General features: G+C 49.9%; 15 protein-coding genes. 7 read left to right on the top strand and 8 right to left on the bottom strand.

Annotation, left to right across the window (positions count from 1 at the left end):
- Positions 1–31 precede the first annotated feature (31 nt).
- The 5 genes from ACN0YR_RS03685 (at position 32) to ACN0YR_RS03665 (ending at position 11,009) form a co-directional block, all read left to right on the top strand.
- Positions 32–814 (top strand): DUF480 domain-containing protein, encoded by a 783-nt coding sequence (locus ACN0YR_RS03685; protein ID WP_417847842.1) that lies wholly within the window; start codon positions 32–34, stop codon positions 812–814.
- 1 nt (position 815) lies between these two features.
- A complete protein-coding gene (locus tag ACN0YR_RS03680; RefSeq protein ID WP_417847841.1) occupies positions 816–5,030 on the top strand; it encodes a PQQ-binding-like beta-propeller repeat protein in 4,215 nt (1,404 codons plus the stop codon).
- Positions 5,027–6,331: a Trx7/PDZ domain-containing (seleno)protein gene (locus ACN0YR_RS03675; RefSeq protein ID WP_417847840.1), complete on the top strand. Its 1,305-nt coding sequence runs from the start codon at positions 5,027–5,029 to the stop codon at positions 6,329–6,331. The genes ACN0YR_RS03680 and ACN0YR_RS03675 overlap by 4 nt, the downstream gene beginning before the upstream one ends.
- Before the next feature lie 357 nt (positions 6,332–6,688).
- Entirely contained in the window at positions 6,689–10,159 is a 3,471-nt protein-coding gene (locus ACN0YR_RS03670) for a mechanosensitive ion channel domain-containing protein (protein WP_417847839.1), read from the top strand.
- A 4-nt stretch (positions 10,160–10,163) separates the two neighbouring features.
- Entirely contained in the window at positions 10,164–11,009 is an 846-nt protein-coding gene (locus ACN0YR_RS03665; RefSeq protein WP_417847838.1) for a formylglycine-generating enzyme family protein, read from the top strand.
- 142 nt (positions 11,010–11,151) lie between these two features.
- Here the strand turns inward: ACN0YR_RS03665 and ACN0YR_RS03660 are convergent, their stop codons facing one another.
- From ACN0YR_RS03660 to ACN0YR_RS03625, 8 genes are all read right to left on the bottom strand, one after another.
- A complete protein-coding gene (locus ACN0YR_RS03660; protein WP_417847837.1) occupies positions 11,152–11,766 on the bottom strand; it encodes a hypothetical protein in 615 nt (204 codons plus the stop codon).
- Between the two features lie 231 nt (positions 11,767–11,997).
- Positions 11,998–13,059, bottom strand: coding sequence for a ComEC/Rec2 family competence protein (locus tag ACN0YR_RS03655; RefSeq protein WP_417847836.1), 1,062 nt, complete (start codon positions 13,057–13,059; stop codon positions 11,998–12,000).
- Between the two features lie 337 nt (positions 13,060–13,396).
- Positions 13,397–13,693: a hypothetical protein gene (locus ACN0YR_RS03650; RefSeq protein ID WP_417847835.1), complete on the bottom strand. Its 297-nt coding sequence runs from the start codon at positions 13,691–13,693 to the stop codon at positions 13,397–13,399.
- Between the two features lie 227 nt (positions 13,694–13,920).
- Positions 13,921–15,222: a DUF1501 domain-containing protein gene (locus tag ACN0YR_RS03645; protein ID WP_417847834.1), complete on the bottom strand. Its 1,302-nt coding sequence runs from the start codon at positions 15,220–15,222 to the stop codon at positions 13,921–13,923.
- A gap of 73 nt (positions 15,223–15,295) precedes the next feature.
- Positions 15,296–17,974 carry a DUF1549 and DUF1553 domain-containing protein gene (locus ACN0YR_RS03640; protein ID WP_417847833.1) on the bottom strand — a complete coding sequence of 893 codons (2,679 nt, stop codon included), beginning with the start codon at positions 17,972–17,974 and terminating at the stop codon, positions 15,296–15,298.
- A 54-nt stretch (positions 17,975–18,028) separates the two neighbouring features.
- On the bottom strand, positions 18,029–18,745 hold the full coding sequence (locus tag ACN0YR_RS03635; protein WP_417847832.1) for a hypothetical protein: 717 nt from the start codon (positions 18,743–18,745) through the stop codon (positions 18,029–18,031).
- Positions 18,742–19,338 (bottom strand): hypothetical protein, encoded by a 597-nt coding sequence (locus ACN0YR_RS03630; RefSeq protein WP_417847831.1) that lies wholly within the window; start codon positions 19,336–19,338, stop codon positions 18,742–18,744. The genes ACN0YR_RS03635 and ACN0YR_RS03630 overlap by 4 nt, the downstream gene beginning before the upstream one ends.
- 50 nt (positions 19,339–19,388) lie before the next feature.
- Positions 19,389–19,937 carry an RNA polymerase sigma factor gene (locus ACN0YR_RS03625; RefSeq protein WP_417847830.1) on the bottom strand — a complete coding sequence of 183 codons (549 nt, stop codon included), beginning with the start codon at positions 19,935–19,937 and terminating at the stop codon, positions 19,389–19,391.
- Positions 19,938–20,516: 579 nt separating this feature from the next.
- Here ACN0YR_RS03625 and ACN0YR_RS03620 point away from each other — a divergent pair.
- Positions 20,517–22,859, top strand: coding sequence for an alpha/beta hydrolase-fold protein (locus ACN0YR_RS03620; protein ID WP_417847829.1), 2,343 nt, complete (start codon positions 20,517–20,519; stop codon positions 22,857–22,859).
- 431 nt (positions 22,860–23,290) lie between these two features.
- Positions 23,291–24,904: an ArnT family glycosyltransferase gene (locus ACN0YR_RS03615; RefSeq protein WP_417847828.1), complete on the top strand. Its 1,614-nt coding sequence runs from the start codon at positions 23,291–23,293 to the stop codon at positions 24,902–24,904.
- Positions 24,905–25,330: the final 426 nt, after the last annotated feature.

Genomic DNA, 25,330 nt, shown 5'->3' with positions numbered 1-25,330 from the left:
AGGGAATCTGTCATCACCGCATAATCATTGGATGGTTAAAACAAATATGAGCGGATCGTACGAAAATCGGTTTGACGAAGAAGCCCCATTAGTTCGCCAGCTGACAAAAGGGCAACGGAGAGTCCTGGGAGTCCTGATCGAAAAGGGGCTGACGACTCCGGATCAATATCCGCTGACTCTGAAAGCTTCCACCACTGGAGCGAACCAGAAGAGTAATCGTGACCCCGTAACGAATTACACAGAAGGGGCTGTCTGGGATCTCTTCGACGAACTCCGAGAGTTAGGCCTGATCGCAGTCGTCCATCCAGAGTCCGGTCGAACGGAACGATTTCGACATTACATGCGCAGGCGATTCCCATTCAACGAGCCACAACTCGCGATCATGGCGGAATTATTCCTGCGAGGAAAACAACAACTGGGAGAACTCCGGTCACGAGCAAGTCGAATGGTTCCCATTGAGAGCTTGACCGAACTTCGCAACGAACTCAGTTCATTACTGGAACAAGGGTTCATCCAGGCGAGTGGAGACCTCGAACGCCGCGGAATCGAAGTCGATCACAATATGTACCTCGAGTCTGAGGGCCAGCAACTCGAGACGATGCAGGCCATGCCCACTGAAGCTGCTGCACCAATTCAACGTCCTGCAGGCGCTCAGGTGGCGCAGCAACCGGTTGCGACGTCACCTTCATCTAACGAACTGAATCATGTACGCGACGAAACAGCCAGCCTTCGCTCTGAGGTTGAGTCACTTCGACAAATAGTCAACGACATGCGGGATGACCTCGACGAACTCAAGCGGAGTTTAGGAGTTTGATTTGAATAGACCGTCAGCCGGGATCGTCCATCCTGGTTCTTATAACTTCCCCGACAGTCGACAATTTTGGCTGCGAGTCGCGTTGTGCATGTTCACAATCGCTACCCTCAGCCCAGATGCTCCCTCTCAACAGACTCCGACTCCTCAACAATCGAAAGTATCCGAAACCCGACCAGAGAAAGTCCCTAAACCGGATCAATCGACCGAGCCACTCAACTTTTCTTTCTCTGCTTCGGTTCCAAGAAATCGAGAATTAGAACGAACGATTCAATCCATCCCGGCAGAGCTTCACTCCAATAACGATGCTCGAATTGCCGAACTGATCAAGAAAGTCCTCAAAGAAGAAAAGCCGGGGCTTGTCCTCTACCAAGGCAGTTTGCACCAACCTCGCGCGCTCTCCCGAGCCTTGCTGCTCGAACAGCCGAGTTCGGTTCTGGAAGCTTATCGAAGACATGCCGAACCGGAAGCGCATGAGCAACTTCAAGCCGCGAAAGAGTCGAATGATCTTCAACTCCTGAAAGTTGTTGCCTCGACATACCCACTGACAACTTCGGGAGAGTTCGCTCGCAAGCTCTGGAATGCAGCACAATGGGATCAGGGTCAACTTCCGAGCAGTGGTAGCTCGACTCATCAGCGCGAACCTGAAAAACAACTCCTCGATAAAGGTTTTCGCCCTTCGATCATTCCCGCCTGGACGACTGACTACAAACTCTCTGAAGGAGCAATTCAAACAATTCAGGCAGGGCAGCGAGACCTTCGTGAAAACGGGCTGTCACCCTTCTCGCCCTGGGAAGCAATCTTCCACAATGATTTGCTTATCACTGTCACTCCAATCCAAATCGAAGCTCGCCGAATCAACGATGGCACACTCGTATGGAGTCGCCCACTCGATCAGTACGGAGCAAGGATTCTCAAAAAACTCAGTAAAGTTGAGAGCCCGCTCCGCTCCTGGAATCTCACTCGATCCACTCTCTTTCGCATTTTTGGTGAATCGCTCTATTCCAAAATGGCGAGTGACGGGACACATCTTTTCCTCACGGAAGCGAATGCAGAGGGTAGCCAATTCGATGCCAAGAAGAAAAACCGAAAAACAGCAAACCGCCTGACCTGTCTGGATCTTGCAACGGGAGAAGAAGTTTGGACGAACGGTTCGTTGGCAAAATCCCGAGCCTTCCTTTGCGGTCCCCCTATCGTCTTCGGCGAAGAGCTACTTGTTCTGGCGGAGTTCAGACATACATCTCAAATCAATTTACTGGCACTTGATAAAAGCACCGGAAAATTGATACGACGGTTAATGCTCGCTGAGGTCTCTCGCTCGATTGAAAGTACCACGCTCGAGAAACGTGACGACCGCCGACAGTCCATTGCCTGTACGATTCAAATCTCTGATGGAAAGGCGTATTGCCCAACATCGGCTGGCTTGCTTGCGGTGGTGAATCTCGTCGATTGGAGCGTGGATTGGGCGTATCGATATCCCAGACACGACGTCCCAAAATCTGGGACCGGACTTCTTCACCCCAAGCTCGGCCTCACTGGCTTTCAATGGTGGTCCGAATGGCATGAAATTCAAACGCTCATATTTGAAGACTATGTTGCATTCGCCAGCCCCGAAGGTCAGCAACTGACACTGTTCCATCGGCAGACAGGGAATGTTCTCTGGACCGTTGATCGAGAGGACGCGCTGTACATTGCGACCGCAAGTTCTCAGCATGGTGTTCTGCTCATCGGAGCCAACTCGGCTCGATGCCTGGATGTTCAAACTGGCAAACTTTTGTGGGAAACACCTCTCAATGTCCCTGCTGGCCGAGGCGTCTCATCAGCAACAGACTATCTTCTTCCTGACAGCGAACAGGGTTGGACGTCTATCAATCTGGAGTCGGGCGAAGCAGAGCATTCCCGTTTCAACCTGCTTTCGAAATGGGTTCCATACAACGTCACCGATTTGCAGCGACCAAGAAATTTCCTCACCCATGATGGAGCCTTGTTCGAAGCCAGCTTTTCAGAAATGCGAAAGCTGCAACGTATTGGTCATGCTGCCGTCGATCACGAACAACTCTCACCGACCCTACGGGTCTTGGCAGAACTTGAGGCAAACGAGGCCGCAGAACTTACGAACTTGGACATCACAGTTCACAACGGAGACCAAGCGAAACACGCAGCGCCGCAAGTTGCGGATGGACATCGCGAAAACGAGTTGCAACTGACTCAGGAATTCATTCGACAATCTGTCACGAATGATTCGAACTCAATTCAGACTGAATCGACGTCGACTCCTTCAGAACAGATCCACAAGCCGGAGTTCATCCGGTCCTGGTTCAGGGCAAATCTTGAGCTGGCCCTGAAAACTCAGCAGTGGGAACGAGTCGCTGTACTTCTCGGGAAAGAGTTCACCCGCCCGATCGCTGAAGGTTTTGCAACCGAGAGGATGCGGCGTTTTCGAATAGATCGTTGGGTCGCTGCCCAACTGGCGAAAGCGGCGAAGTCGCTGTCTGACGAGGACCGAGAACGCATCAGAGTTTCACTCCGCTCAGCCTTCCAGCATCGACTGCTGGACAGCCCTGAGGAAAGCGAGTTTCTCGCACAGATTCTTTCTTCGACACCCTGGTCTCTCGAAGTTGAAAAGGTCGAGAATGACCAGCCAGAGAGTCTGCAATCAGCCCTGAGCCAACGACTTCTCGATTACAAGCAGGTCGCGGCGAAATCGATTTTCCTTCCTGAACCTCAATCCAACTCAGATCCATCAAGCTGGCCTGTTAAGGAGCCAACTATTCAACAGACGGCTCGTGGTTCGAGCAATCTTTACTTCGATCCAATTACGATTCGGAACATTGACGGAACCCCCCATGTGGGCCTTAACATCGATATTGAATTCCCGGGGCACCGAGCTGTCAGGTTTTCAGGAAAGCGATGGGAACGCCCCTGGCCTGCTTATTTACCTCGAAGTGACCGCGTCTTGCGTCTGGAACACGAACTCGTCAAAGCATGGAACGTGAACGGGTTTATCGTTGCTCAAATCGGTTCTGAAGTTTATGGAATCAGCCCACTCAATGCAGATGGCCATCGGGGTGCGAAGCTGCTGTGGCCTCCACGCGGAGCAACGATTGACACACTCGGAGACCGCACGAATCACATGCTCTCATTTCAATCTCGCGAAGTTCCGGAAAGGCGAAGTTCCCCCAGGCCTCCCGCTGAGCGAATGAACGAGTTTGGGCATTTTGCAACGATCGTCGGACCGGTCCGCGCAGGATATTTCTGCATTCAACAAAAAGGAATGCTCGTTGCATATGAAACAGCAACCGGAGAGGAACTTTGGAGACGCTATGACCTGCCGCAACAGGCACTCTGTTTTGGTGATGAAAAGACAGTATGCGTCCTCAGCGAGAAAACGGGCCGGCTGCAAAGTTATTCCGCCTTGGATGGAAGCGTAATCGAACAACGAGATGCTCCCATCAGTCTGGACTCAATCCTCTTCTCTTCCGGCACACATCTTCTCATCGAAGAAGGAGACGTCCCGAGTCTGAAAGAGCTCAAGGCAAGCCAAACCCCATTGAAGCTCACATGGCTGAACCTTGCCTCCGGGCAGGTCGTCTGGAGTCGAGAATGGAAAGCGGGATCAATTCCATTCGAGCTAGACGGACGCTGGACAGGAGTTTTGGGAGCGGACCGAAGTCTTGAAATCGTGGAGACTCAAAGTGGAAAAACTGTCGCGACACACGAACTTGAATTGCCTGACCCTATCTCGAAGATTGTCAGCAGCGTGGGAGAAGAAGACATTCTGATTGTTCTCTCCGGAACGATTGAAGACGAACGGCTATTGAATGCCAGCCAGCAGCACGATGGATATCGGCGGGTGATGGTCAATGGCCCGATCATCTCTATCAGTCGGAATGATGGAAGCTTGCGTTGGGAATCGAATCTCGAAAACTCCGCATTCTCCGTGGATCAACCTGTCGACTTGCCTGTTTTTGTCACTGCAGAAACACGCTTCCCTGAAGAGGCGATGGACGACCAAATTCCCGGAAGCCGTATTCAACTCTTCAATCGCCAAACAGGAAAATTGCTGTACAAAGCGGAATCATTGAGCCCAGTTGTGAAATACAGCGTGAGCGGAAATATCGAGTCCGGAGTCGTGACGCTGGTGACGCGAACTGCTATCGTCAACGTTGATTTTTCTCAAAGTTCCCCTAGCTCTCAAGATCAGGATGTTGCGAAATGAAGTTTATTATCAATCTCTTCGTTTTGTTCGCTTGGGCTTCACCAATCCTCGCTGCTGACAAACTCCCGCAGCTTCTGGAAGCCATCAACGATGACCACGCTCGAGAAGTAACGGATCTCTGGACCTACAACGACATTCCAAGTGCGCTCGCTCAGGCTCGAGAAGAAAACAAGCCACTGTTCGTGACCTTCCGTTGCGTCCCGTGTCGTGACTGCAAAGGATTCGATGCGGAGGTCGCAAACGGAAGCGACACCATCGCAAACATGGCGAAGAAACATTTCATTCCAGTTCGACAAGTTGAAATGAAAGCTGTCGATCTGGATCAGTTTCAATTTGACCATGATCTCAACTGGGCAGCCATGTTCATCAACGCAGACGGGACTGTTTATGCTCGCTACGGAACTCAAAGTGCTGAAGGCGCCGACGCCTACAACTCCATCACGGGACTCAAAAACACGATGGAACGAGTGCTGGAGTTGCACAAAAATTACCCCAATAACAAAGAGAGCCTTGCACAAAAACGAGGACCTAAAAAGGAAATCCGCTCGGCTCTTGAACTCCCCGGAATGGCGAACGCAGCCTCGCTCGAAGGACTGACCACTCGCAAAAACTGCATACATTGCCACATGATTCACGATGCAGAAAATCGCATCGCTCAGGAAAGAGGGACGTTTACGAACGACAATTTTTATCGCTACCCCTTACCCCAGAACATCGGTCTCGAAATCGTCCGCGACCACGGCACCAAAATTGAATCGATTGACCCTCAGGGACCAGCCTCGCACTCTGGGTTAAAAGTTGGCGAAGAACTCAAGTCAGTCAACGGACAGGCCATTGCTTCGATTGCAGACATCCAATTTGTTCTGCACCATCTCCCGAACGATGATGTGTCGCTGAAGATCACCGGAAGCCAAACCGGAGCGCACGAAATTCCGTTAAAGAAAGGCTGGAAAGTCACTGATGCATCCTGGAGGGGTTCGAACTGGTCCGTAACACCAAACTTGAATACCTGGGCTCCACCTGTTGACGAGAAAAAACGAAAATCGCTGAACATCCCCGAATCTCAGGGAGCTTTGGAAGTCAAATATATTAACGGATCAAAAGCCCCCGGGCAGGCTGTTAAGAAAGCCGGGATCCGCGTTGGAGATGTCTTGATCGAGATGGACGGGAAGCCGATCGCGATGACGAATCAGCAGTGGAATCTTGATATCAAGATGAACTACAAAATTGGAGACAGGCTTCCGTTAACGTATATTCGAAATGGGAAACGCCATACAGTGGAAGTCGAACTCGTTAAGTGATCGCCAGACGCAGGTGATCTGCTGAAGTAGCATCGCATCGCGACATACCAATCCGACCATTTGGAAAGAGCACCATAGCAAGCGGAGACGCTACAAAGCGTTTGGCTCACGAGGGGAAGTTCGTGGTTTCAGTTGATACACTTGCTAGAACCAGTCCGAAAACCTCCGGAATAGATGCTTTCCTCAACGTTTGAGAGAGCAATTTCAAGTTTCAGGATCAGTTCTAATTATGTCGCCCCCTGACCAGCGACCTCATTCGCACTCAACTCTCAGATTTGCCTTCCGCTTTGGCTGCAAACGGCAGTTCGCGAAGCCCTGAGATTTTCCTTTTTCATGGATGATAATCGAAACAATATTATGCGTTTGACATCCCTTTTTCCGCTGCTTTCGTGTCTTTTTCTGAGCTCACTCTCCCTTCAGACTGCGTATGCGCAACTTCCAGTCATCGAGCAATCTCCCACTGAGAATGAATTATCGCGCGACCAGTCTGTGACACGCGAAGGAGTTGACTCACTGAAGTCACAAATCGAGTCTTCCGCGGATCTGAAAGACGAAGAGAAACAAGCAGCACTCAGTTTTATTCAGAACGCCATTGTTGAGTTATCAATGGCTTCTGAATTTACGAATCGGGAACAGTCAGCAAAGATCGATCTTTCGAAAGTTGATGACAACCGAAATCAGATTCAAACCGAGCTCGCCGACCTCAAGAAGAAGAAACCCGAAACCCCATCCAGTGATGAAGATCTCGTCAAACTCGGACAGGATCTTGCCGTCAAGAAGTCAGAACTGACGCAGGCTCAAACCACTCTCACTAGCCTCGAAACGCGTATCGATGGTCGAACCGAGCGACAGCGTACCAAGAAAGAACGTCTCGCTGCGATTCCTGTAGAACTTGAAGCAGCCAAGAAGAAACTTGCACAACTTCCTTCAGCGGAAGAAAGTACGCTGATCACAAAAGCAGAACAGGCCTCGTTACTCGCGACAAAAAAACGGCTAGAGCTCGAACCGACGATGCTGCAAACCGAGCTCTCATTGAGCAGAGCCAAAGAAGCTGCTGCACTTTCACAAATGGAACTGGAACTCGCGAACCTTCGCGTTGAACGCCTTAAGCAAGAAGTTCAGACCTACACGGATGCGGTCAATACAGCGAGACGGGAAAACGCGAAGACGCTCAAGGAAGATATCACACAAGAGGCCGAGCGGGCTCGAGAATCGGGAGAGCCCTGGAAGAAAGAACTTGCCGGGATTCTCACAGAGACAACGAAAATCATTGACGTCGAACTCGACGTGCAAAACAAACTGCAAGCCCTGCAAAAACAAATTTCCGAATCGAGGGAAGAACGAGAATCGCTCGCCGAATCACTCTCACAGGTCAAAAGCCGTGAAAGCCGCATCGGTTCAAGTCGATCATTCGGAATTCGCTTACGACAACAACGCTCAAATCTCCCAGACGTTGACGTTCTGACCAACCAAATTCGCAGTCGTTCTCAAACGTACGAACAGACGCAAATTCACTATTTCGAAAAACGCGAGGAAAGAAAAAAACTCGACAATATCGAAGACGAAATCGCTGAGGTTTTGCCACGATCGAACAATGACATCGAGATCTCTGACGAGGATGCACACAAGGCTGATCCGATTGAACTTCGACTCAGAGAGGCACTGACCCAACAGAGAGAAGCGCTTGATCGTGTCATTTTGATCTATGATCAGTACGCGGAAGAACTCGACAACTACGATGCAGAACAAGCTTTTCTCATTCAGCTCAGCGATGAATTCACAAACTACATCGATCGCCGCGTCCTCTGGATTCGCAGCCACGATCCATTGTCGTTTCAAACGCTGACAGTTGATGTCAGCAGCATACGGCTCCTGGTTGATTCCGACATCTGGCGAAGACTCATTGGGCTATTGTTCACCGATTTTTGGTCGCACCTGTTCGTCTATTCGCTCATGATCGTGATCTGGGGATTCTTAATTTCCACTCAGTCCCGGCAAACAAGACAGATTCAGCAAACGGGCAAAAAAGCAACGAGTCGGCTCAATACATCAATGAAACCGACCGTCCAGGCCATGCTGATGACTTTCAGCAAGTCAATAATTTTGCCGCTGCCAATTTTATTTGTTGGCTGGAGGTTGAGTGTCGCTTCCAACCTCCTTGACCCCAACCTTCCGCACTTTCCACACTTCCTGAATCTCTCATCAAATTTACTCATTGTGGCAGCTGGGCTGTTCTGCATCGATTTCATACGCAACGTACACCGTCCACAAGGTTTGGCTCAGTCACACTTCAGTTGGCCGAAACATTCTTGTGAAGTCGTCACGAAACAAACGCAATCGTTTCTTTTTTACGTGACACCACTCGTTGTCTTGATCGCCATTCTCACTGCATGGAATTCAGAGGGGGAACCGGAATCACTCTCACGCATATTTTCCATTGGCATTTACCTGATCCTGGCATCGGTGCTTCACCAACTTGTCGATAACGAAAAAGGGGCGATCAGCCCCTGGGTCAGCGCAAGTCGAAATGGCTGGACCGACCGGTTAGCAACGATCTTATATTTTCTCTCCATTGCCGTTCCGGTAATGCTCGCTGTACTGACAGCTTCTGGATTTACGTACGCTTCTGACCGGCTTGCCTTGAAACTTGCCGAAACGATCATGCTCATCTTTGGCGTACTTTTCGTCCGGGCACTCTTTCTTCGCTGGCTGACTTTTCGCCACCGACGTTTAGCTATTTCCGAAGCACGCGAAGCACGAGCTGCACTTGCGAAAATCAGCAAGGATAATGAAACTTCCAGGAAGCAAACAACGACCGAACTACAGGAAAGCAAGTCGATTCTTGCGGAGGTCAGCGCTCAATCACGAAGACTTCTCAACACAAGTGTTGTCGTTTTCCTGCTTGTCGGTGTTTGGTTTATCTGGACCGATGTTCTGCCTGCACTCCATTACTTCGATGACTTCACCCTGCCAGGAACTGAGCTCCGGCTTCCCAATCTCCTTGTCGCAATTGTCATGGCGATTCTCACGGCAACAGCCGCTCGAAACATCCCCGGGCTCCTGCAGATCACACTGCTCGAATGGTTGCCTATCGAAAAATCGAGCCGATATGCGATCGGCGCATTGATTCAATATGGAATCGCAGTCGTCGGAATTCTGGCAATCAGCGAACCATTGAATATTGGATGGGATAAAGTTCAATGGTTAGCAGCTGCCTTGACCTTTGGACTCGGCTTTGGTCTGCAAGAAATCTTCGCCAACTTTGTGTCTGGTCTAATCATTCTGTTTGAGCAACCGGTCCGTATCGGTGATGTCGTGACCATTGACGGAGTCTCCGGCAGCGTCAACAGGATTCGAATTCGCTCGACGACAATCATTGACTGGGACCGTAAAGAATACATTGTCCCCAATCGCGAGTTCATCACCGGAAAGTTACTCAACTGGACACTCTCTGACAGCACAACTCGCATCGTCCTTCAGGTTGGAGTGGCCTACGGAACAGATCCCGAAATTGTTCGAGAAATGTTGTTGAAAATCATCCGTGAGCAACCACACGTCATGAGAGACCCTTCACCTGCGGTCACATTCGACACGTTTGGTGACAGCTCTCTTAATTTCACACTGCGGGCATTTCTTCCTAACCTGGATAATCGAATAGAAACGATTCACCAACTGAACGTGGAAATCAATCGACGGTTCAATGAAGCTGGAATCGAGATCCCGTTTCCTCAGCGTGATCTGCATGTTCGGTCATCGATACATTTACCCATCACACACGAAGCCTCCGAAACTCATATAGTATCGCCACATAGCGACTCTGAAGGATAATCTGATGTTGCAATTCTTACGGCTTACGGAGTCCCGATTTTACATCGCATCGCTCGTGATCATGTTGGTTCCGTTGAAATCATTTGCTGAAGAAGAAAACTCTCCTGGAACTCTGGATATCCTGAAAACTTTTCGTAGCGAGTTCATTGAGATCACTCCCGGAGAGGGCAAGTTTCCAAAAGCTGTCTCGATTGGTTCCACCTTTGGTCCCGAATCCGAACGTCCAGTTCACGAAGTCGAGTTCACAAAAAAAATCTTGGTTTCCAAATACGAGGTGTATCAAAACCTGTATGAAACCGTCATGGGCAGCAACCCGAGTCGCTGGAAGGGGCCACGAAATTCCGCCGAACGAATGACCTTCGCAGAGGCTGAACAGTTCTGCACGAAAGTCACCAATCTACTCGTCCAACACAAATTGATTGAACCAAAACAAGTCGTTCGATTGCCCACTGAGCGGGAATGGGAATACTTCACACGTGCAGGCTCAACATCAGCATACAGCTTTGGAGAGAAGGCTCAACTTCCTGAAGATGCCGGAAACAAAGCCACCCTGCTTGATCCATACGCTTGGCACACCGGGAATGCAGCTGGCAACGACCCAGAAGTGGGCGTCCTCAAACCCAATCCCTGGGGACTCTACGATGTTCATGGATACTTATGGGAATACTGCTCGGATGACTGGAAGCCCAACTACTCCGAGAACACAAAGAGTGACGAGAACTTCGCCACGATTCGTGGTGGTTCCTGGAAAGACCCAGCTTCTCGCTTAACATCCTCCACTCGCTTGCCTTTCCCCAAATCGGGTCGAGACGATGCCGTTGGATTCCGTTGCGTACTGAGTCAGGAATAACGCATCGCGGCCCCTGAAACGACATCCAGAATCACGAAGTCGATTTCGATCGCTGCTTTCATCCGAATCACACACGAAAAAAGGCGGCACGCAAGGGGAATGCGTACCGCCAAAACAACTTATTTTGATCGACCTTATTACATCAGGATTCAATCTTGATCTCGACGACACGTCCCATGATCAGTCGAACATAGCGTTCCACCTTCTTTTCTGTTCCGTCGGGATTCTTCACTTTCGCCTGAATTCGGTAGATTTGATCGAGCCCTGGATAGAGGGGCTTGGTTTCAAAGTGCCAGATGTTAGGGTCCTCTGCATCTCGAAATCCATCAATGGTCGCTTCAGTTCGCATCGGATTCATATCATGAACGACAACATCCTTGGCGTCAGAAATTCGAACATCAATCATCCCCACGCGAGGATGCTTCTCAACTGGGACAGGCCTTGAAGGCAGGATGAATGTTTGCCCGATCGTTCCTGGAGGAGGGGCGGGTTGCGACATATTCACCGCAGGAGCAGAGACCTGAGGAGCATACTGCTGAGAATATTGTTGCGAAGACTGAAACGATCCGTAGCCGTACCCGTAATTGGAATAGACACCTCCATAAGGAGCCGGTGCATAATAGCTCGAGCCACCATGCTTGATATGCTTCCCATGTTTCACAACATGATATGGATCGCTCGCTTCCGATGAGTCTCCACAATACAGACTCATAAGCGAAACAAAGCAGACCGTGCAAATTGTTTTCGTCGAAAACATCCCAAACCTCTTGAATGAAAAATGAGGTCGCTGCGACGGAAAAAACCGTCGCAGCGAAAACACTCATGATTTTCGCAATTACGATTTGACTTGTCATTGCGAAGGGTGGTGGACCCACTTCAAACTTACCACACCCTGCGACGCAGGCATCTTTTCTTTAAGGCTTCAAAAAAAAAGCCCGCTCTTTCTCGAGCGGGCTTCGGCAAAGTTTTTGGAATTGGAAACAAGGGTTCAATGCTTGGAACTGCGAGACTCGTATTCGTTTCGCGTGCCTGCCTGACCAATCTGAACCGTATAACTGGTTCCATCGGCAGCGACTGTCGCCTTGACGCCGATTCCCTCACAGTTCACGGTCGGCTCTGAATTGGCGATGAACTCCGCAGGTGTCTGTTCATCTGCTCCTAGAGTGACATTTCGATGAAGTTGATATAAGTGCTTCAAGGACTTGCACGCTTTCAAAGTTGCGATCGTTTCGGCATGTCCCCCTTTCGTTGGCCCATTACACATCACAGCCACAACAGGATCAATCGCTTTGACAAACACCGGGTTATTGCTTGCCGACAGCCCATGATGCGTCACCATAAACAAGTCAACTTGTCCGATCGGGTTATTCGGAGTGACTAACTTTGCCTCGATATTCCAGGTCAGGTCACCACAGCACAAGAAACGGAAATCTCCGAACTCTAAGAGAAACCCCACACTGCTGGCATTGTCGGACTTGTCGACTGGTTTCGGTTTGTGCTCACTCGCAAATGGATTCGGCTTCCCTGTATTCTCGATCACCTCTCTGCTCGCTGAGACAATGGTGATTTTCAATGGCGTGCCATTTGAATCAAAATCAAACGTCTCACCAGCACGGAGTGTTTTAGATTTGTTCTGCGAAGCCGCACGGTAATTCGCGATGCGTTCGTCGAACTTTTTATCTTCCTGAAGAGCATCAGGAATTCCACGATCCCAGAAGTTGTGAATTGGAATCAATGCGGCCAAGGCTGCATGGTTTCCGTAATGATCGAGATGCCAATGCGTTACAACGGCATGATCAATATGGTCCAGTCCCGCCTGATCTTTGAGAGTTTCCAGGATGCGGTCTCGGTCGCGACCGTTATAGTCCGGGTAGCCTGAATCGATCAGAATGGATTCGCCGACTGGAGTCACAATCAACGTGGCAGCGCCCCCTTCAACATCAATGAAGTAGATGTCCAGAGTTCCATCTTTTCCCTCAGCTTGCAGAGAGAGCGGAAAGCTTCCGCCGACCAAGAGAATCAGCGAAAGAGTTTGAATCCAACGACGCATGTGAGTAATCCTTATAGCATTTTTCGAATTGGTGCTCGCTTTCAGTCTCGTAGCAAACAGCAATTTTACTGGTGAATGCGGTCGACACAGGCACACGGTAGAGCAAACTGCTCATGAAAACATGGCGATGACCAACGGGCATAGCGTCGCCGATTCCCTATGAATTTTCAATTCACGCAGCCGATTTCACCAACCAACTGATATGGCTGACGAAAGCAATCATAACAAAAAAGCGGGACCATCCTTTAAGGACGATCCCGCTGCTTCGAAAACCTGTTTATGACTTCATAGGCTGCTCGCCTTGAAGCAGAACGTGAAGTCCAATGTTGGAATTGTTTTAGTTGTCAGTCTTTGGTTTTGGCTTGCGCTCTCCTCGCTCTTTGAATTCTTTGAGCGAGAGTTTTTCGTTCTTGTCTTTGTCGAGTCGCGCGAAGGCTTTCTTTGCTTTTTCTTCGTCTCGTTTGCCTTTGAACTCTTCCAGTGTCAAGTCGCCGCTTTTGTCCTTGTCAAGTTTTTTGAAAACCGCTTCGAGGTCGGGTTTCTTTTCACCCTTAGGTTTTTCTTCAGCATTTGCTGAGAGAGCAGTCACTGCCACGCCCAACGCAAGGCACATCGTAAAGAGCACTTTTTTCATTGAAATTCTTCCAAGAGAAGGAAAGGGAAAGTGGACACCACTTGAAACCGAAAGATGCTGAAAAAGTTCCGAGAATTGAATTGTCGGAAAAGAAATTCCGCACAAGATCATTCTCTTCAAGCAAAACGATGTTGGCGCAGTTCGCCAGAGCACCGCTCTCAAATGAGCGGTGCTAATCCATGCACAGAGTCAGTGCACATAATAAGAACTCAAGTGAAAGTGATCTGTTAAGCGAACAGCTCTTCGATCACGTTTCCTTCGCGAACGATCATCACAGGTCGACCAGTATTGGTGCTGTACTCTTTGGTGTGATCAATCCCCAGGTTGTGGTAGAACGAAGCCGCGACATCGTCTGGAGAGAATCCATCGTTGAGCGGTTCCGTTGCATTCGCATCGGATTCACCAAGCACTCGTCCACCAGAAATTCCACCACCCGCCATCAGCATAAACATGCAGCGAGGATAGTGATCGCGACCACCACGTTCGGTGTTAATCTTAGGTGTTCGTCCGAATTCGCCAGTCACGTAAACAGCGGTCGATTCGAGCAAACCTTTTTCATGCAGCCCGTTGAGGAGTGCTGAAAGACCTTCATCGAAACTCGGCAAGAGTGTTGTTTTGAGCTTATTCCAGTTATCGCGATGAGTATCCCATCCACCAGTGGAAACTGTCACAAAGCGAACGCCGGACTCAACAAGTCGGGTTGCAAGCAAACAGCTTTGGCCGAATGCTCCTTCACCATATTGAGCAGCGAACTGTTTGTTCTCTTGATTCACATCAAAGGCATCCCGAGCACGCTTGGATGTGATCATCGAATAGGCTTGCTCAGAGAAACGATCCAGACCTTCGAGAAGCTGATTCTCTTTCTCAAATCCAGCGAAAGCTGTATCCAGATTGTTAAGAAGTCCCTGTCGTTTTTCGACATCAGTCACAGTCAGACCATTCCCGAGAGTAATCCCTCGGACTGAAAATGGACGACCAGGGCTAGGAGTTGCATTGGTATGCAACGGAGCGTATTTCACACCCAGATAGCCCGGAGTTTGTGACGACCGGGGAATAGAGACAAACTGTGGTAAGTCTGCCGGACCACTCATTTCTTTGGTGACGACTGAACCGTAACTCGGAAACGAGAGAGAAGGGAGCGGTCGGTTCCCACAGTTGACGTATTCTGATCCCAGACGGTGAGCAGCCAACGTATGGCTGACTCCACGTAAGATGACGAACTTGTCCATCGCAGAGGCGAGCTTTGGCAGGTGCTCAGAAATTTCAATCCCTGGAACTTTCGTTTGAATCGGATTGAACTCTCCGCGATACTCTTCGCTCGCGTTCGGTTTCAGATCAAACATATCGCTGTGCGCCGGACCACCGGGCAGGTCGATGAAGATTGCCGACTTCGCTTTGGCGGCCGAGTTGACTTGCCCTGCTTCGCTCATCTTGAGAAACGAGCCCAATGAAAGCGACGAAGCGCCAACTGCTCCCACCTTGAGGAAGTCACGCCGTGCCAGGCCATCACAGGTTTTATGTAAAGCCATTTTAGAATTCCTTGAAAAGTGTCTGTATGAAAATGAGTTGTGTTCGATGAATACTTTGTCTTGAAGTCGCGAATTAGTGGTTGACCATGAACTCTTTCGTGTTGATCAACGCCCACATCAAATCTTTGAGCCCTGCTCCCGGATCTTCCGAACCAGTGACATAACTCAATGCAATCTCCCGTTCCTGCTCAGTCGGAAAGCGGCTGACGGTGCGGAGATACGCCTCTTCCACTGCCTGGTCTGCGACAAAGTCAGCTGACTTCTTCGCTTCCGGCTCATCTTTGGGGAGCTTGTCAAGCTGTCGTTCGACATTCGCAATTCGTTTTTCTAACAAAGCGATTCGCTCGGTCTCCTTGGCTTTCTTAGCTTTCACCAGTTGCCGCATGAGATTCTTAAACTGCTGTTCGCCCGCTTGTCGACGATTATCCTGTCGATTGTTGGAAGCATTATTTGTATTAGGTTTCCGACCGGTCAATTGCGCGACCCAACTCCCTCGACCATCGAGCATCTCCAGCGTCTCCCGGTCGTTACGGACAAACAGAGTTTGCAGCAGACTTGCTTCAGATGAGCGGTCACAATCGCAGTTACTTTCGCGACTTGAACGTCCAAAGACCGCCAGTGCATAGTCGGCTCCAGAATTTGCATTTCGTGGAGGTGATGTCCGTGTCAGGGCACGACCTTTCAAATCGCTGGAGAACGTTTTTGCACGTGCATCGTTGGTTGTCGCCATCGTGAGGGCATCGAACGCCACTTCTGCAGGGAGACGTCGCGGGACAGAACGGCTGAAGTTTCGCTCGTCCTGAATGTTTGTTTCATTCGGTTTCCATGATCGCTGATAGGTGTCGGATAGACAGATCTGTTTGTGAACCCATTTCATGTCGTATCCACTGTCGATGAATCCTTGTGCAAGGTAATTGAGTAACGCTTCGTTACTCGGAGGATTCCCCAGTGAGAGATCGTCAGTCGGTTCGACGATGCCTTTGTTGAAGTAGTTGGCCCACACGCGATTAACGAACGCTTTCGCAAAGAGTTGTGTTGGGCTTTGGCGAAGCCAGTCCATCAGAGCAGTTCGTGGATCATCAACGTTATCAACATCGACGACCTGCTCTCCCAGAAGCTTGGCAGATTTCCCAGGCATCGCCACGTTGCGACCTTTCGCTTTTGCGGCTTGCTGTTTTTTCCTGGCGGCCGGGCTGATACGAGGTTTGTTGATCACAAGTTCCGGAAATGGAATCGTCTTCCCTTCATTGAGTGCTTTTTCAACCGCTCGTCGCTGATCGTTTCCACGCAGACCTTCCAGTCCGAGTTCCTTAATCATTTTGTTGTACTCCGCGCGGTCAGACCCATTCCTGGCGAAATTTACCCGGGCAAAGAACTGTTCAAATTCCTGAAAATCAGTCTGCGTCCAAACATCAAATGGATGTTTGTGACATTGGGCACACTGAATTCGTGTTGCCATAAAGGTGTAAGCAAACCCAATGGCGCGGTCTTCAGTTTGGCGGAATGTGTTTCGCCCCCAGAAATAGATGAGCCCTTCCTGGTCCGCGAAGGACGCGTCTTTGTCAGCAGCATAATGACTCATGCGCTCGGAATACTCACGATAATTTTCACCGGGTTGACGACTTTTGGCGACGACAATATTTTCTACGATCTCGTCGTAGGCGACATTTTCATTGACCCGTTTGTAAATCCAGTCGTACCAATCTTGACTACCACGTTGACGCGAAGCTGGGTTGACATTATTCAAAGAGGCATCTGAACAGCCTGTCCAGTCGCTCAACTGAACTGTCCACCAGGCAGCGTAAGCAGGAGTTTCAAGGAGTTCGTCAATCTTCTGTTCTCGCTTGTTCGGAGAACTGTCAGCCAAAAATGCACGAACCTGGCTCGGAGTCGGCAGCGTGCCGGTCATGTCGAGACTGACCCGTCGCAAGAACTCCGTATCATCGCATACATCTGATGGAACAATGCCCATCTTTCGCAGTTTTGCAATCACATGCTGATCGATGTCAGTCCGTCCAGCGATTTGCGGATACCGATCTCCCGTTTGATCTGAAACGGGTCGTAGTACAGGAACCGGGACGACAGCTTTATCGTAAGCGACCACAACGTGTGAATCCCCAACTTCTCCCGACGACACAACTCCATCTTCATTGATCGAACAAATCATGTCGTCATTGGTGGTATAGCGACACATGACGGTCACATCTTCTTGAGTTCCGTCTTTCCAAACGGCAATGACTTTCAAAGGTTCTGTTTGCCCTTTCCCAGAAAAGACAACTTCTTTGGGAGTCACCACAAGTTCGACAAGTTCAATCGGGCTCTCGACTGGTTTCGCTCCGCCCTTAATCCAGTTCAAGAAGATATTGTATTCCCAACTCCCCACATCCATTCGCTTCCCACCTTCGTGGGTCTCTGTGAGAGTCGCCTTCTGGAGTGCGTAACTTTCACTCGGCTTATCCAAGTCGATTCGCTCGCCCATCCCTTCATGATCCATTTTGAAGTCATAGCCGAACAGAGAGAGGCGAAAGCCACCTTGTCCCTGAAACGATCCATGACATGCACGACCATTGCACCCGAGGCGCCCCATCATTGGGACCACGTGCTTTTGGAAGTCAGGGATTTCTTCAACGTTTTGACCTTCAAATCGCTGACGAACACTTTCGATCGTTTCCGCAGCATCGATCGACTGCAACGTCGAGGCGGCAAAAACCGCGAAAACCGGGATCAGGAGAGAGAGTTTCATGGAGTTCATTGAAAACCTTTTCAATTGACGAAGATCAGCGAAACGAATCTTTGTCGATTCAATTTATTCTGGTGGGGACTTTTGACTCGAAGCAGATTTCTTTTTTTGCGAAGCTTCTTTCTGGGTCGGCCCCTTTTGTCTCGCGTTCGTTTGCGATTTCGAGTTGACCGTTTTCTTACGCGTGATCGATCGCGAACGAACCGATTTCATTAAGCGATCAAGATCGCGATCTGCTATCGATTCACTTTCAGCTTCCAGTTGAGCAACTTGTTCTTCTAATCGATTGAGACGTTCCTGAAGTTTTCTTTGCTCGGCTTGATAGAGTGTTTTTCGAAGCCGGTTTCGTTCCATCAGCAATTTCTTCACCTGGTCGCGTGTCTCTTCTTCCATTCCACTGGCAGAACGGGCTACCAACAAACGGACGCGTGAATCGATCTTCCAGAGTTCCAGTTCCATGCTGTAACGCTCAGGCAATCGGTCTTTGTATCGCGACAAGCGTTCACTGGTGCGGAAGAGTTCCGAGATCGCTGACTCATACTTTCCGGGAGACATCTCTTTGAGTTGTGACAACAGGGAAGAAAGCTCGCCGTGATGCTCCTTCGCAAAAGCCAGCGCCGCTGCTTCGCGCTCTGGCGTCATCGAGACACGTTCTGAAACTTTCTGCTGGGCGAAAAGAGACTCAACACTCACCTGCGTCAACAGCACAGTTACCAACAGGCCAGCAGCAAACAAGCCAGTGAATCTTCTCGTGCAAATTTGAAGAAGACGAGGCAAAATCATAAGGTCTCTCCATCTTCTTCATGATCCATGAAATCCAGATCGCCTTCGAGGCTGGATGCTTCAACAGCTGCAAACATCCAATCAGGAACATCGAGTTCCATCGCAGCGAGTGTTGAATTCGACTCTTCATTTGACTCCGCAGACAGATGCTGGTCAGTGCTCATCAGCGTCCACAATGCCATCGCTTCGAGGTCTTTTGATTGATTCTCTGAACTGACCTCAGCGACATTTTGCGAAGTTGAAGTCGATGCTTGATCCATCAGACCAATCACGACAACAACGAATAAAGCCAGGGATGTCGTCAACAGTGCTGCGATTCGAACAATGTTTCGCCGGGCATGCGGAGCAGACTGCTCACCTGAAACAGTTCGCAGGTTCGAAACAGCATTCGTGTGCGAAGAGGTGACAGAGGTCTTGGTCTCACTCAACTGCAGGCTTTGCTGAATCAAAACGACATCCGCCAAGGCTTCCTGGGCAGCGAGGTTAGAACTGAGTCCTGCCTCAAATTTTGCACGCTCAATTGCGGGCATTTCATCGGTGAAATAGCGATGTGCCTGAAGCAACAGTTCGGAATTGTGGTTGGTCTCGGACATGATTCTTCTATCAGTATCACTTTGCTGATCCCGGTCAGTTGGAATCGCACTTATTGATCGAGATCGCGTTTCAAAACGACCTGAAGTTTTTGTAATGCCGAACGCATTCGCGTCAGGACGGTTCCCAAAGGGAGCTTTAATTCATCAGCAATTTGCTGAAATGTTTTCTCTTCGTAGATTCTCAGGGAGACAACTTGTTGTAAATTTCCCGGCAGTTCATCCAGAGCGGCGCGAACTTCTTTGGCGGTTTCCGACTGGAGAAGATTTTCATCAGGCCTCGATTTTGAATGACTTCCTGAATTCTCAGTCGCCCTCAGCTGATTCTCTACTCGACTGACGGCTCGCTTATGAATTCCGGCCTTGCGACGAACAGCCATCGCTTCGTGATACGCAACCTGAAACAACCAGGCTTTCTCCGAACCCGGCTGAACATTTCCTCCAGATAACAACGCTTTCGTAAAAGTCGTTTGGACAGTCTCTTCAACCAGCGAGTGGTTACGTAACAGGCCAAACAAAAAAGCGGACAATTGAGAGAAGTATTCATTGTGCCACTTCGTCAAACGAGCAGGATCAAGCTGTTTTGACTCATCAGGTTCCACGAAATACTTCCCCTCACCTGCTATTAAGATGCATCGGAGCTCATTTTTATTTTGATAAAGTTCATCAAAATCCGCGAGGAGGCAGTCACAAAATCCGTAACCCCATTCCAAAAAAGAACTTATGCCTCAAACGCAACTTTTCTTTGCTTGCACCAGAGAGCAAATCGTGAAGCGAGAACCCGAACCTCTTCCCTAAACTTCCTGTTTGTTACGAAGCGGAGAGTTCCGCTGTTCAACGAAATCCGGCAGAACGTTGCGAAGGGTATAAAACTCCTGGCAATTCGGCATCATCTCGCGAATGATGAAGACGATAGATTGAAGGGGACTCCATACCTTCTCACCAGATTCGGCGTGCCTGGAGGATCTTTCGAATTGGTGTACAGGTTCAGCCTCGTGGCGAACAGCGATTTTATTGATGAAACGCGTTCTTCGCGGGCACACGATAGAGCAAACTGCCCTAAATGGTGTCGATGTGTGATGCACGCCAAGATCATAAGCAACCACTGATTGGTGGCAACTCTCCTCAATAACAATGTATGCTGAAGATGTTCTTACCTGATGAATCTTGGAACAACTGAAATGCTGACCCTTCAGAACGTCCAAAAGAAACACCTCGTCACCTTTGGTTTGCGAGAACTCACCCTGCTGAGCGTCTGTCTCTTCCTGATGAGCCAACTCGCTTCAGCCGATGAGGTTTTACTGAAAGATGGAACTCTGCTCGACGGAACTGCTGTCAAAGTTCCGGGACTCACTGCATCAATGGTCAACCGAAACGTCAAAGGGAACGTCCGCATTGATCAATTTTGGATGGTTGACGACGACGTACGCCGATATTTTGTCAATCGATTACTTGTTGAGGATGTTCTAGAAAGCGATGACCTCGCAAGACAGATCACATTTGACTTGAAACATCAGCGTTCCAGCCGCAAAGCGGGACCATCGACTGTCGGTGGCTTTTCACAAGTCGAACCATTTGACCAGTTTGGCAGGCGGACGGTTTTCCTGACTGTCAATCAGGAACGAACCCCAATCATTCAGGGAATTACGGAACTCCGTCCCAACTCGTTCAAAGTCGATTCTCTCACTCACCAGTGGGAATACTATCTCGACACCAACACGCTGCAGCCTGAGGTTCTGCTGTCCCTCATCGAGCAAGCTTCTAATCGCTCAGATCCAAACGAGCGAAAAGCTGCGGTTGTTTTCTTTGTTCAGGCCAAAATGCTCAGACAGGCTGAAGCGGAACTCGATCGAATCTCGGAAGAGTTTCCCGAATTAAAAAGCTGGGCAGAGGAATACCGGAGCCAAATCTATGAAGCTCGCGCTCGAGAAAGTTTTCACGAAATCGATTCTCGTCGCAAAGCCGGACAACACCAACTCGCGATGACTTTTGCCAAAGCAACTCCCATTGATAAGGTGAGCGGAACGCTTTACAGAACGTCGCGAGAAATACTCGCCGAGTACGAGGAAGCATTACAGAAACGAGACGAGGTGGTCCTCATGCTCGATATGCTGCAGGCAAAGATCGATGAGAAGCAGGCCGACAAACTTCGTTCGTTGCGAGCAAAGCTTCTTGCTGAACTGACAATCGATTCAATTGATCGGCTCAATCCATTCCTGCGATCTAAAGTTGATGATTCACTCACTCCCGACCAAAAGCTGGCGCTGGCCTATAGCGGGTGGGTCTTGGGTGAAGCAAATGCCATCCTTGACCTGAACGAAGCGATACTTCTTTGGGAAGCTCGCTTTCTGACTCTGGAATATCTACGCAATGCCGAGGACCCACTCCAAGACGACGCGTTAATCAAACAACTGACCGGACTGGAATTTATCGGAATGGAACGTATCGTTCAGATGATTCCCCTGCTTCCGCCGCCACTTCTGGGGCCCTTCCTTCCCCCCGGTCAAATCGATCAGCGAGTCGTCCCTGTCAGCGCAGACGAAGCTCCAACAAGTTATTCGATCATGCTTCCTCCCGGCTATTCACCCTACCGCGAGTACCCGCTGCTGGTCGTGTTGCGTGCAGGCGGCCGTACAGAGAACGAAACCCTTAACTGGTGGGGAGGGAATCAACAAAAACAAGGCTGGTCACAGCGACGAGGTTATATCGTCATCGCTCCGAATTACTGCGACGAGAACGCCACTTCGTATGGAGGAAACACAACCGCGCATGAAGTCGTGACGAAGTCCATTCAGGACGTTAGAAAACGCTATCGGATTGATTCAGACCGTGTGTACCTTGCTGGCCATGGAATGGGAGGAGACGCCTGCCTCGATATCGGAATGTCTCGACCAGACTGGTTCGCCGGGGTGATTCCGATCACTGGCGTATGCGGAAAAATTTGCAATTACTACTGGGAAAACGGGCCAGATCTCAGCTGGTATCTCGTAAATGGAGATCGCGATCGAACCACACTCGATACAAACGCAAACGTCCTGAACACGATGATGAAACATCGCCAGAATGTCATCCTGTGCGTCTACAAAAGTCGTGGCTATGAGTCCTACTACGAGGAGCAGGAAAAAATCTTTGCATGGATGCAACTGCAGCAACGTCCATCACTTTCCGAAGTCAAAGAGTTTGAAGCTGGAACAATGCGGCGATCGGAAAACAGCTTCAACTGGATCGACGCCAAAGGACTCCGAGATGACCTCTTCCCAGCAGACATCTATTCACAGCGCAAGGCGAAGCCAATCTTTGGGAAGGCATCACCAGGAAATGTGGTCTACGTCCAGGTCCCAGGCAGCGGAGCAACAGTCTGGCTGGCACCGGAACTGGTCGACTTCGACGAACGGATTGAGGTGCGTTTCAACATGAAACGCGGCCCGAACGAATTCATTCAACCTTCGATCAAAACCTTACTCACCCGCCTCAGAGAAACCGGCGACCGAAAACGCCTCTACTGGGCAAAGGTCGACCTGTAAGAGAGACTCGACCAACTCACCGACATGCTGCCCCGCTTCCTGCCAGCCTCATAAAATTCGCTCTCACATCGTCGAATATTGTTCGGCACAGTGGTCGCCAGGCATAGCTCAGAGTTGCTGAGACAACTGTCCAAACTTTTCATGAAGCCTGTGCATCCCTCAGAACTCCGCTAGTCCCGAGTCATATCGCGCAGCTCACCCCCTTTCTTCATTGAAGCTTTCTAAATCTTTGCTTGACCATTCTGCCCTGGTCATGCACAATTTCTGGGACACTTTCGTGCTTCTTCAGCCAATGCAAAATTGGTCATGATGCCTGCTTCGTGAAGAGCAGACTAAGAAGTCATGGAAGTGAACGTCACGGGCACGACGCGCATCGAAAATGCTCTCGTACCTGCGGTACTCCACCGGGCCAACGAGACAGAGGGCAAACTGTGAATACTTGTCAGGACAAGTGGCTCTTATCTCTGATCTGTCTTGCGTTTCTTGCTCTCCGCATCCCCATCATGTATTTGCAACCCGGGGGACAAGATGAAGACTGCTACGCCGTCCCGGGGTTCACAATACTGAATAGCGGTATCCCAAAACTCCCCCACGTTCCCGCACGCAACTCAAAATCTGTGTACTACCACGCCGACGAAGCTCTGTACTCGGAACCCCCACTCTACTTCTATTATCAAGCCCCTTTCTACCTGATTTTCCCCGCAGTTTACGGAACGGCTCGATTGGCATCCGCCTTCGCGGGAGTCGTCTTGCTGGGGCTGGTCTACCGTCTGTGCCGCGAAATCGGTGTTTCCTCAATCGCCTCGCTCTGGACGGTCGCGATCTTTTCAATTTCGCGGTGGTTTTACTTTCCCGCCACCACGGCACGACCAGACATCCTGTGCGCGACATTTGGGATCGCTGTCATTCTCATACTGTTGAAATGGCAACAGACAAGAAATGTGAAGAGTCTTTTCCTGGCAGGTCTCGGCATCGGACTGGGTGGTCTGACCCATCCGTTTGCCATTGTCTACGCGATTCAAGCTGCAGCGTGGGTTGCGATTTGCTCACGTGGCTGGCAGCGTCTAAGAAATCCTCTCATTCTTGGAGCGGTTGCAGGACTCGTTTGCTCTCTTTGGATTCCGCTCATCGCCATGCATCCGGAAGTCTTTCGCGTACAATTCACCAATCAGTTCCTCAGCGACTACGGCTCTCCACTTTGGGAGCGCGCGATCTTTCCGCTGGAATCGATGGAGTACCACGCCCGGCATCTTTGGGCACACATTGGAACCCCACAAGCGATTGTCGTGCTGGTCGGCTTGGCAATGACGAGCCTGCATGCCATTCGGTCCGCGAAGACTCACCTGCTCGCCGTTTGTCTGTGCGCGTGGTCATCCATTTACATCCTTTCTGTCGCCGTCGGTACACATCATCCGACGCTGGGATACTGGGTCTACTTCGCGGCTCTTACTTTTCCGAGTGTCGGAGTGGCCATCGAACAGCTGTTCAATTTACTGGATAGAGTCACAAGCCAAAGAATTGCTCCCAACTTGGCAACGCCGGACCACAGCCATGAACTCACAAGTGCCACGAAGAATGAAGAGACACCTCACCCGAGTGCTCGTCCAGAAATGGAAGGAAGTAACAGTTGGCCGTTCTATTTCGCGGTTGTCAGCGTATGTGCTTTTGTATTCCTGCCTGGGTCAGGTCTGCGCACACTTGCTGTCCACCTGACCCATCTGGACGACCCGAATTATAATTCACCCCGATTTGCACGAGACCTTATCCAGAGCATGCCTGCTCAAAGCGTATATGCCGTAGACACACAATTTGCATTTGACTTCGTCGCTTCAGGTCGAACCACACTTCTGGCACAAATCATGCCGCAATACTTCCAACTCCAGGATGCTCACTATGATTATCTCATCCTCAGCCGTTACGGCGATCAAAGCGAACTCGAAAGTCACCTCAACGTGAAGTTCATCGAAGCATACGGCCTCAAAGAAGACAAGTGGGCCTGCTACGCCGAACTGTACTCAAACAAGAGCCCCGTAACACAACCGTAGAAAACCATCAAAGCAGTGCTCCACAACCTTTAAAGGTGCCACTGAAGACGCAATCATTGAGGAAAAGTGTAAAGACCAATATTGGATTTGCGATACAACATCTTGCGGATTGGTGTTCGGCTCCTGCCTTGTGACGAACTACAAGCCCACAAGTGAGAAGCACTTTCCACGAACACAAGAAACACGAAAAGATTTTAGTGAAGACAAGGTGGTGTTGACGAAAACCCTACTCACTTGCTCGGGAATCCCGGGAACGCGATATGCATCCCAAATTTAAAAAGAAAGTACTCTACTGTGATCCCCTAAAACACCTATTGCACCTCGACGATCCTTACAAACAGAGAGGTCATAATGCGGGTGAGGTCTTTGTTTCCGCTGAATGAGCTAAAGCGGTTCAATTATGTCTTGCGGGCGAAGCAAATGCAA

The organism is Thalassoglobus sp. (assembly GCF_048270125.1).
Taxonomy (GTDB): Bacteria; Planctomycetota; Planctomycetia; order Planctomycetales; family Planctomycetaceae; genus Thalassoglobus.
Note: the sequence above shows the minus strand (reverse complement) of the source record. Positions and strands in the feature narration are given on the sequence as shown.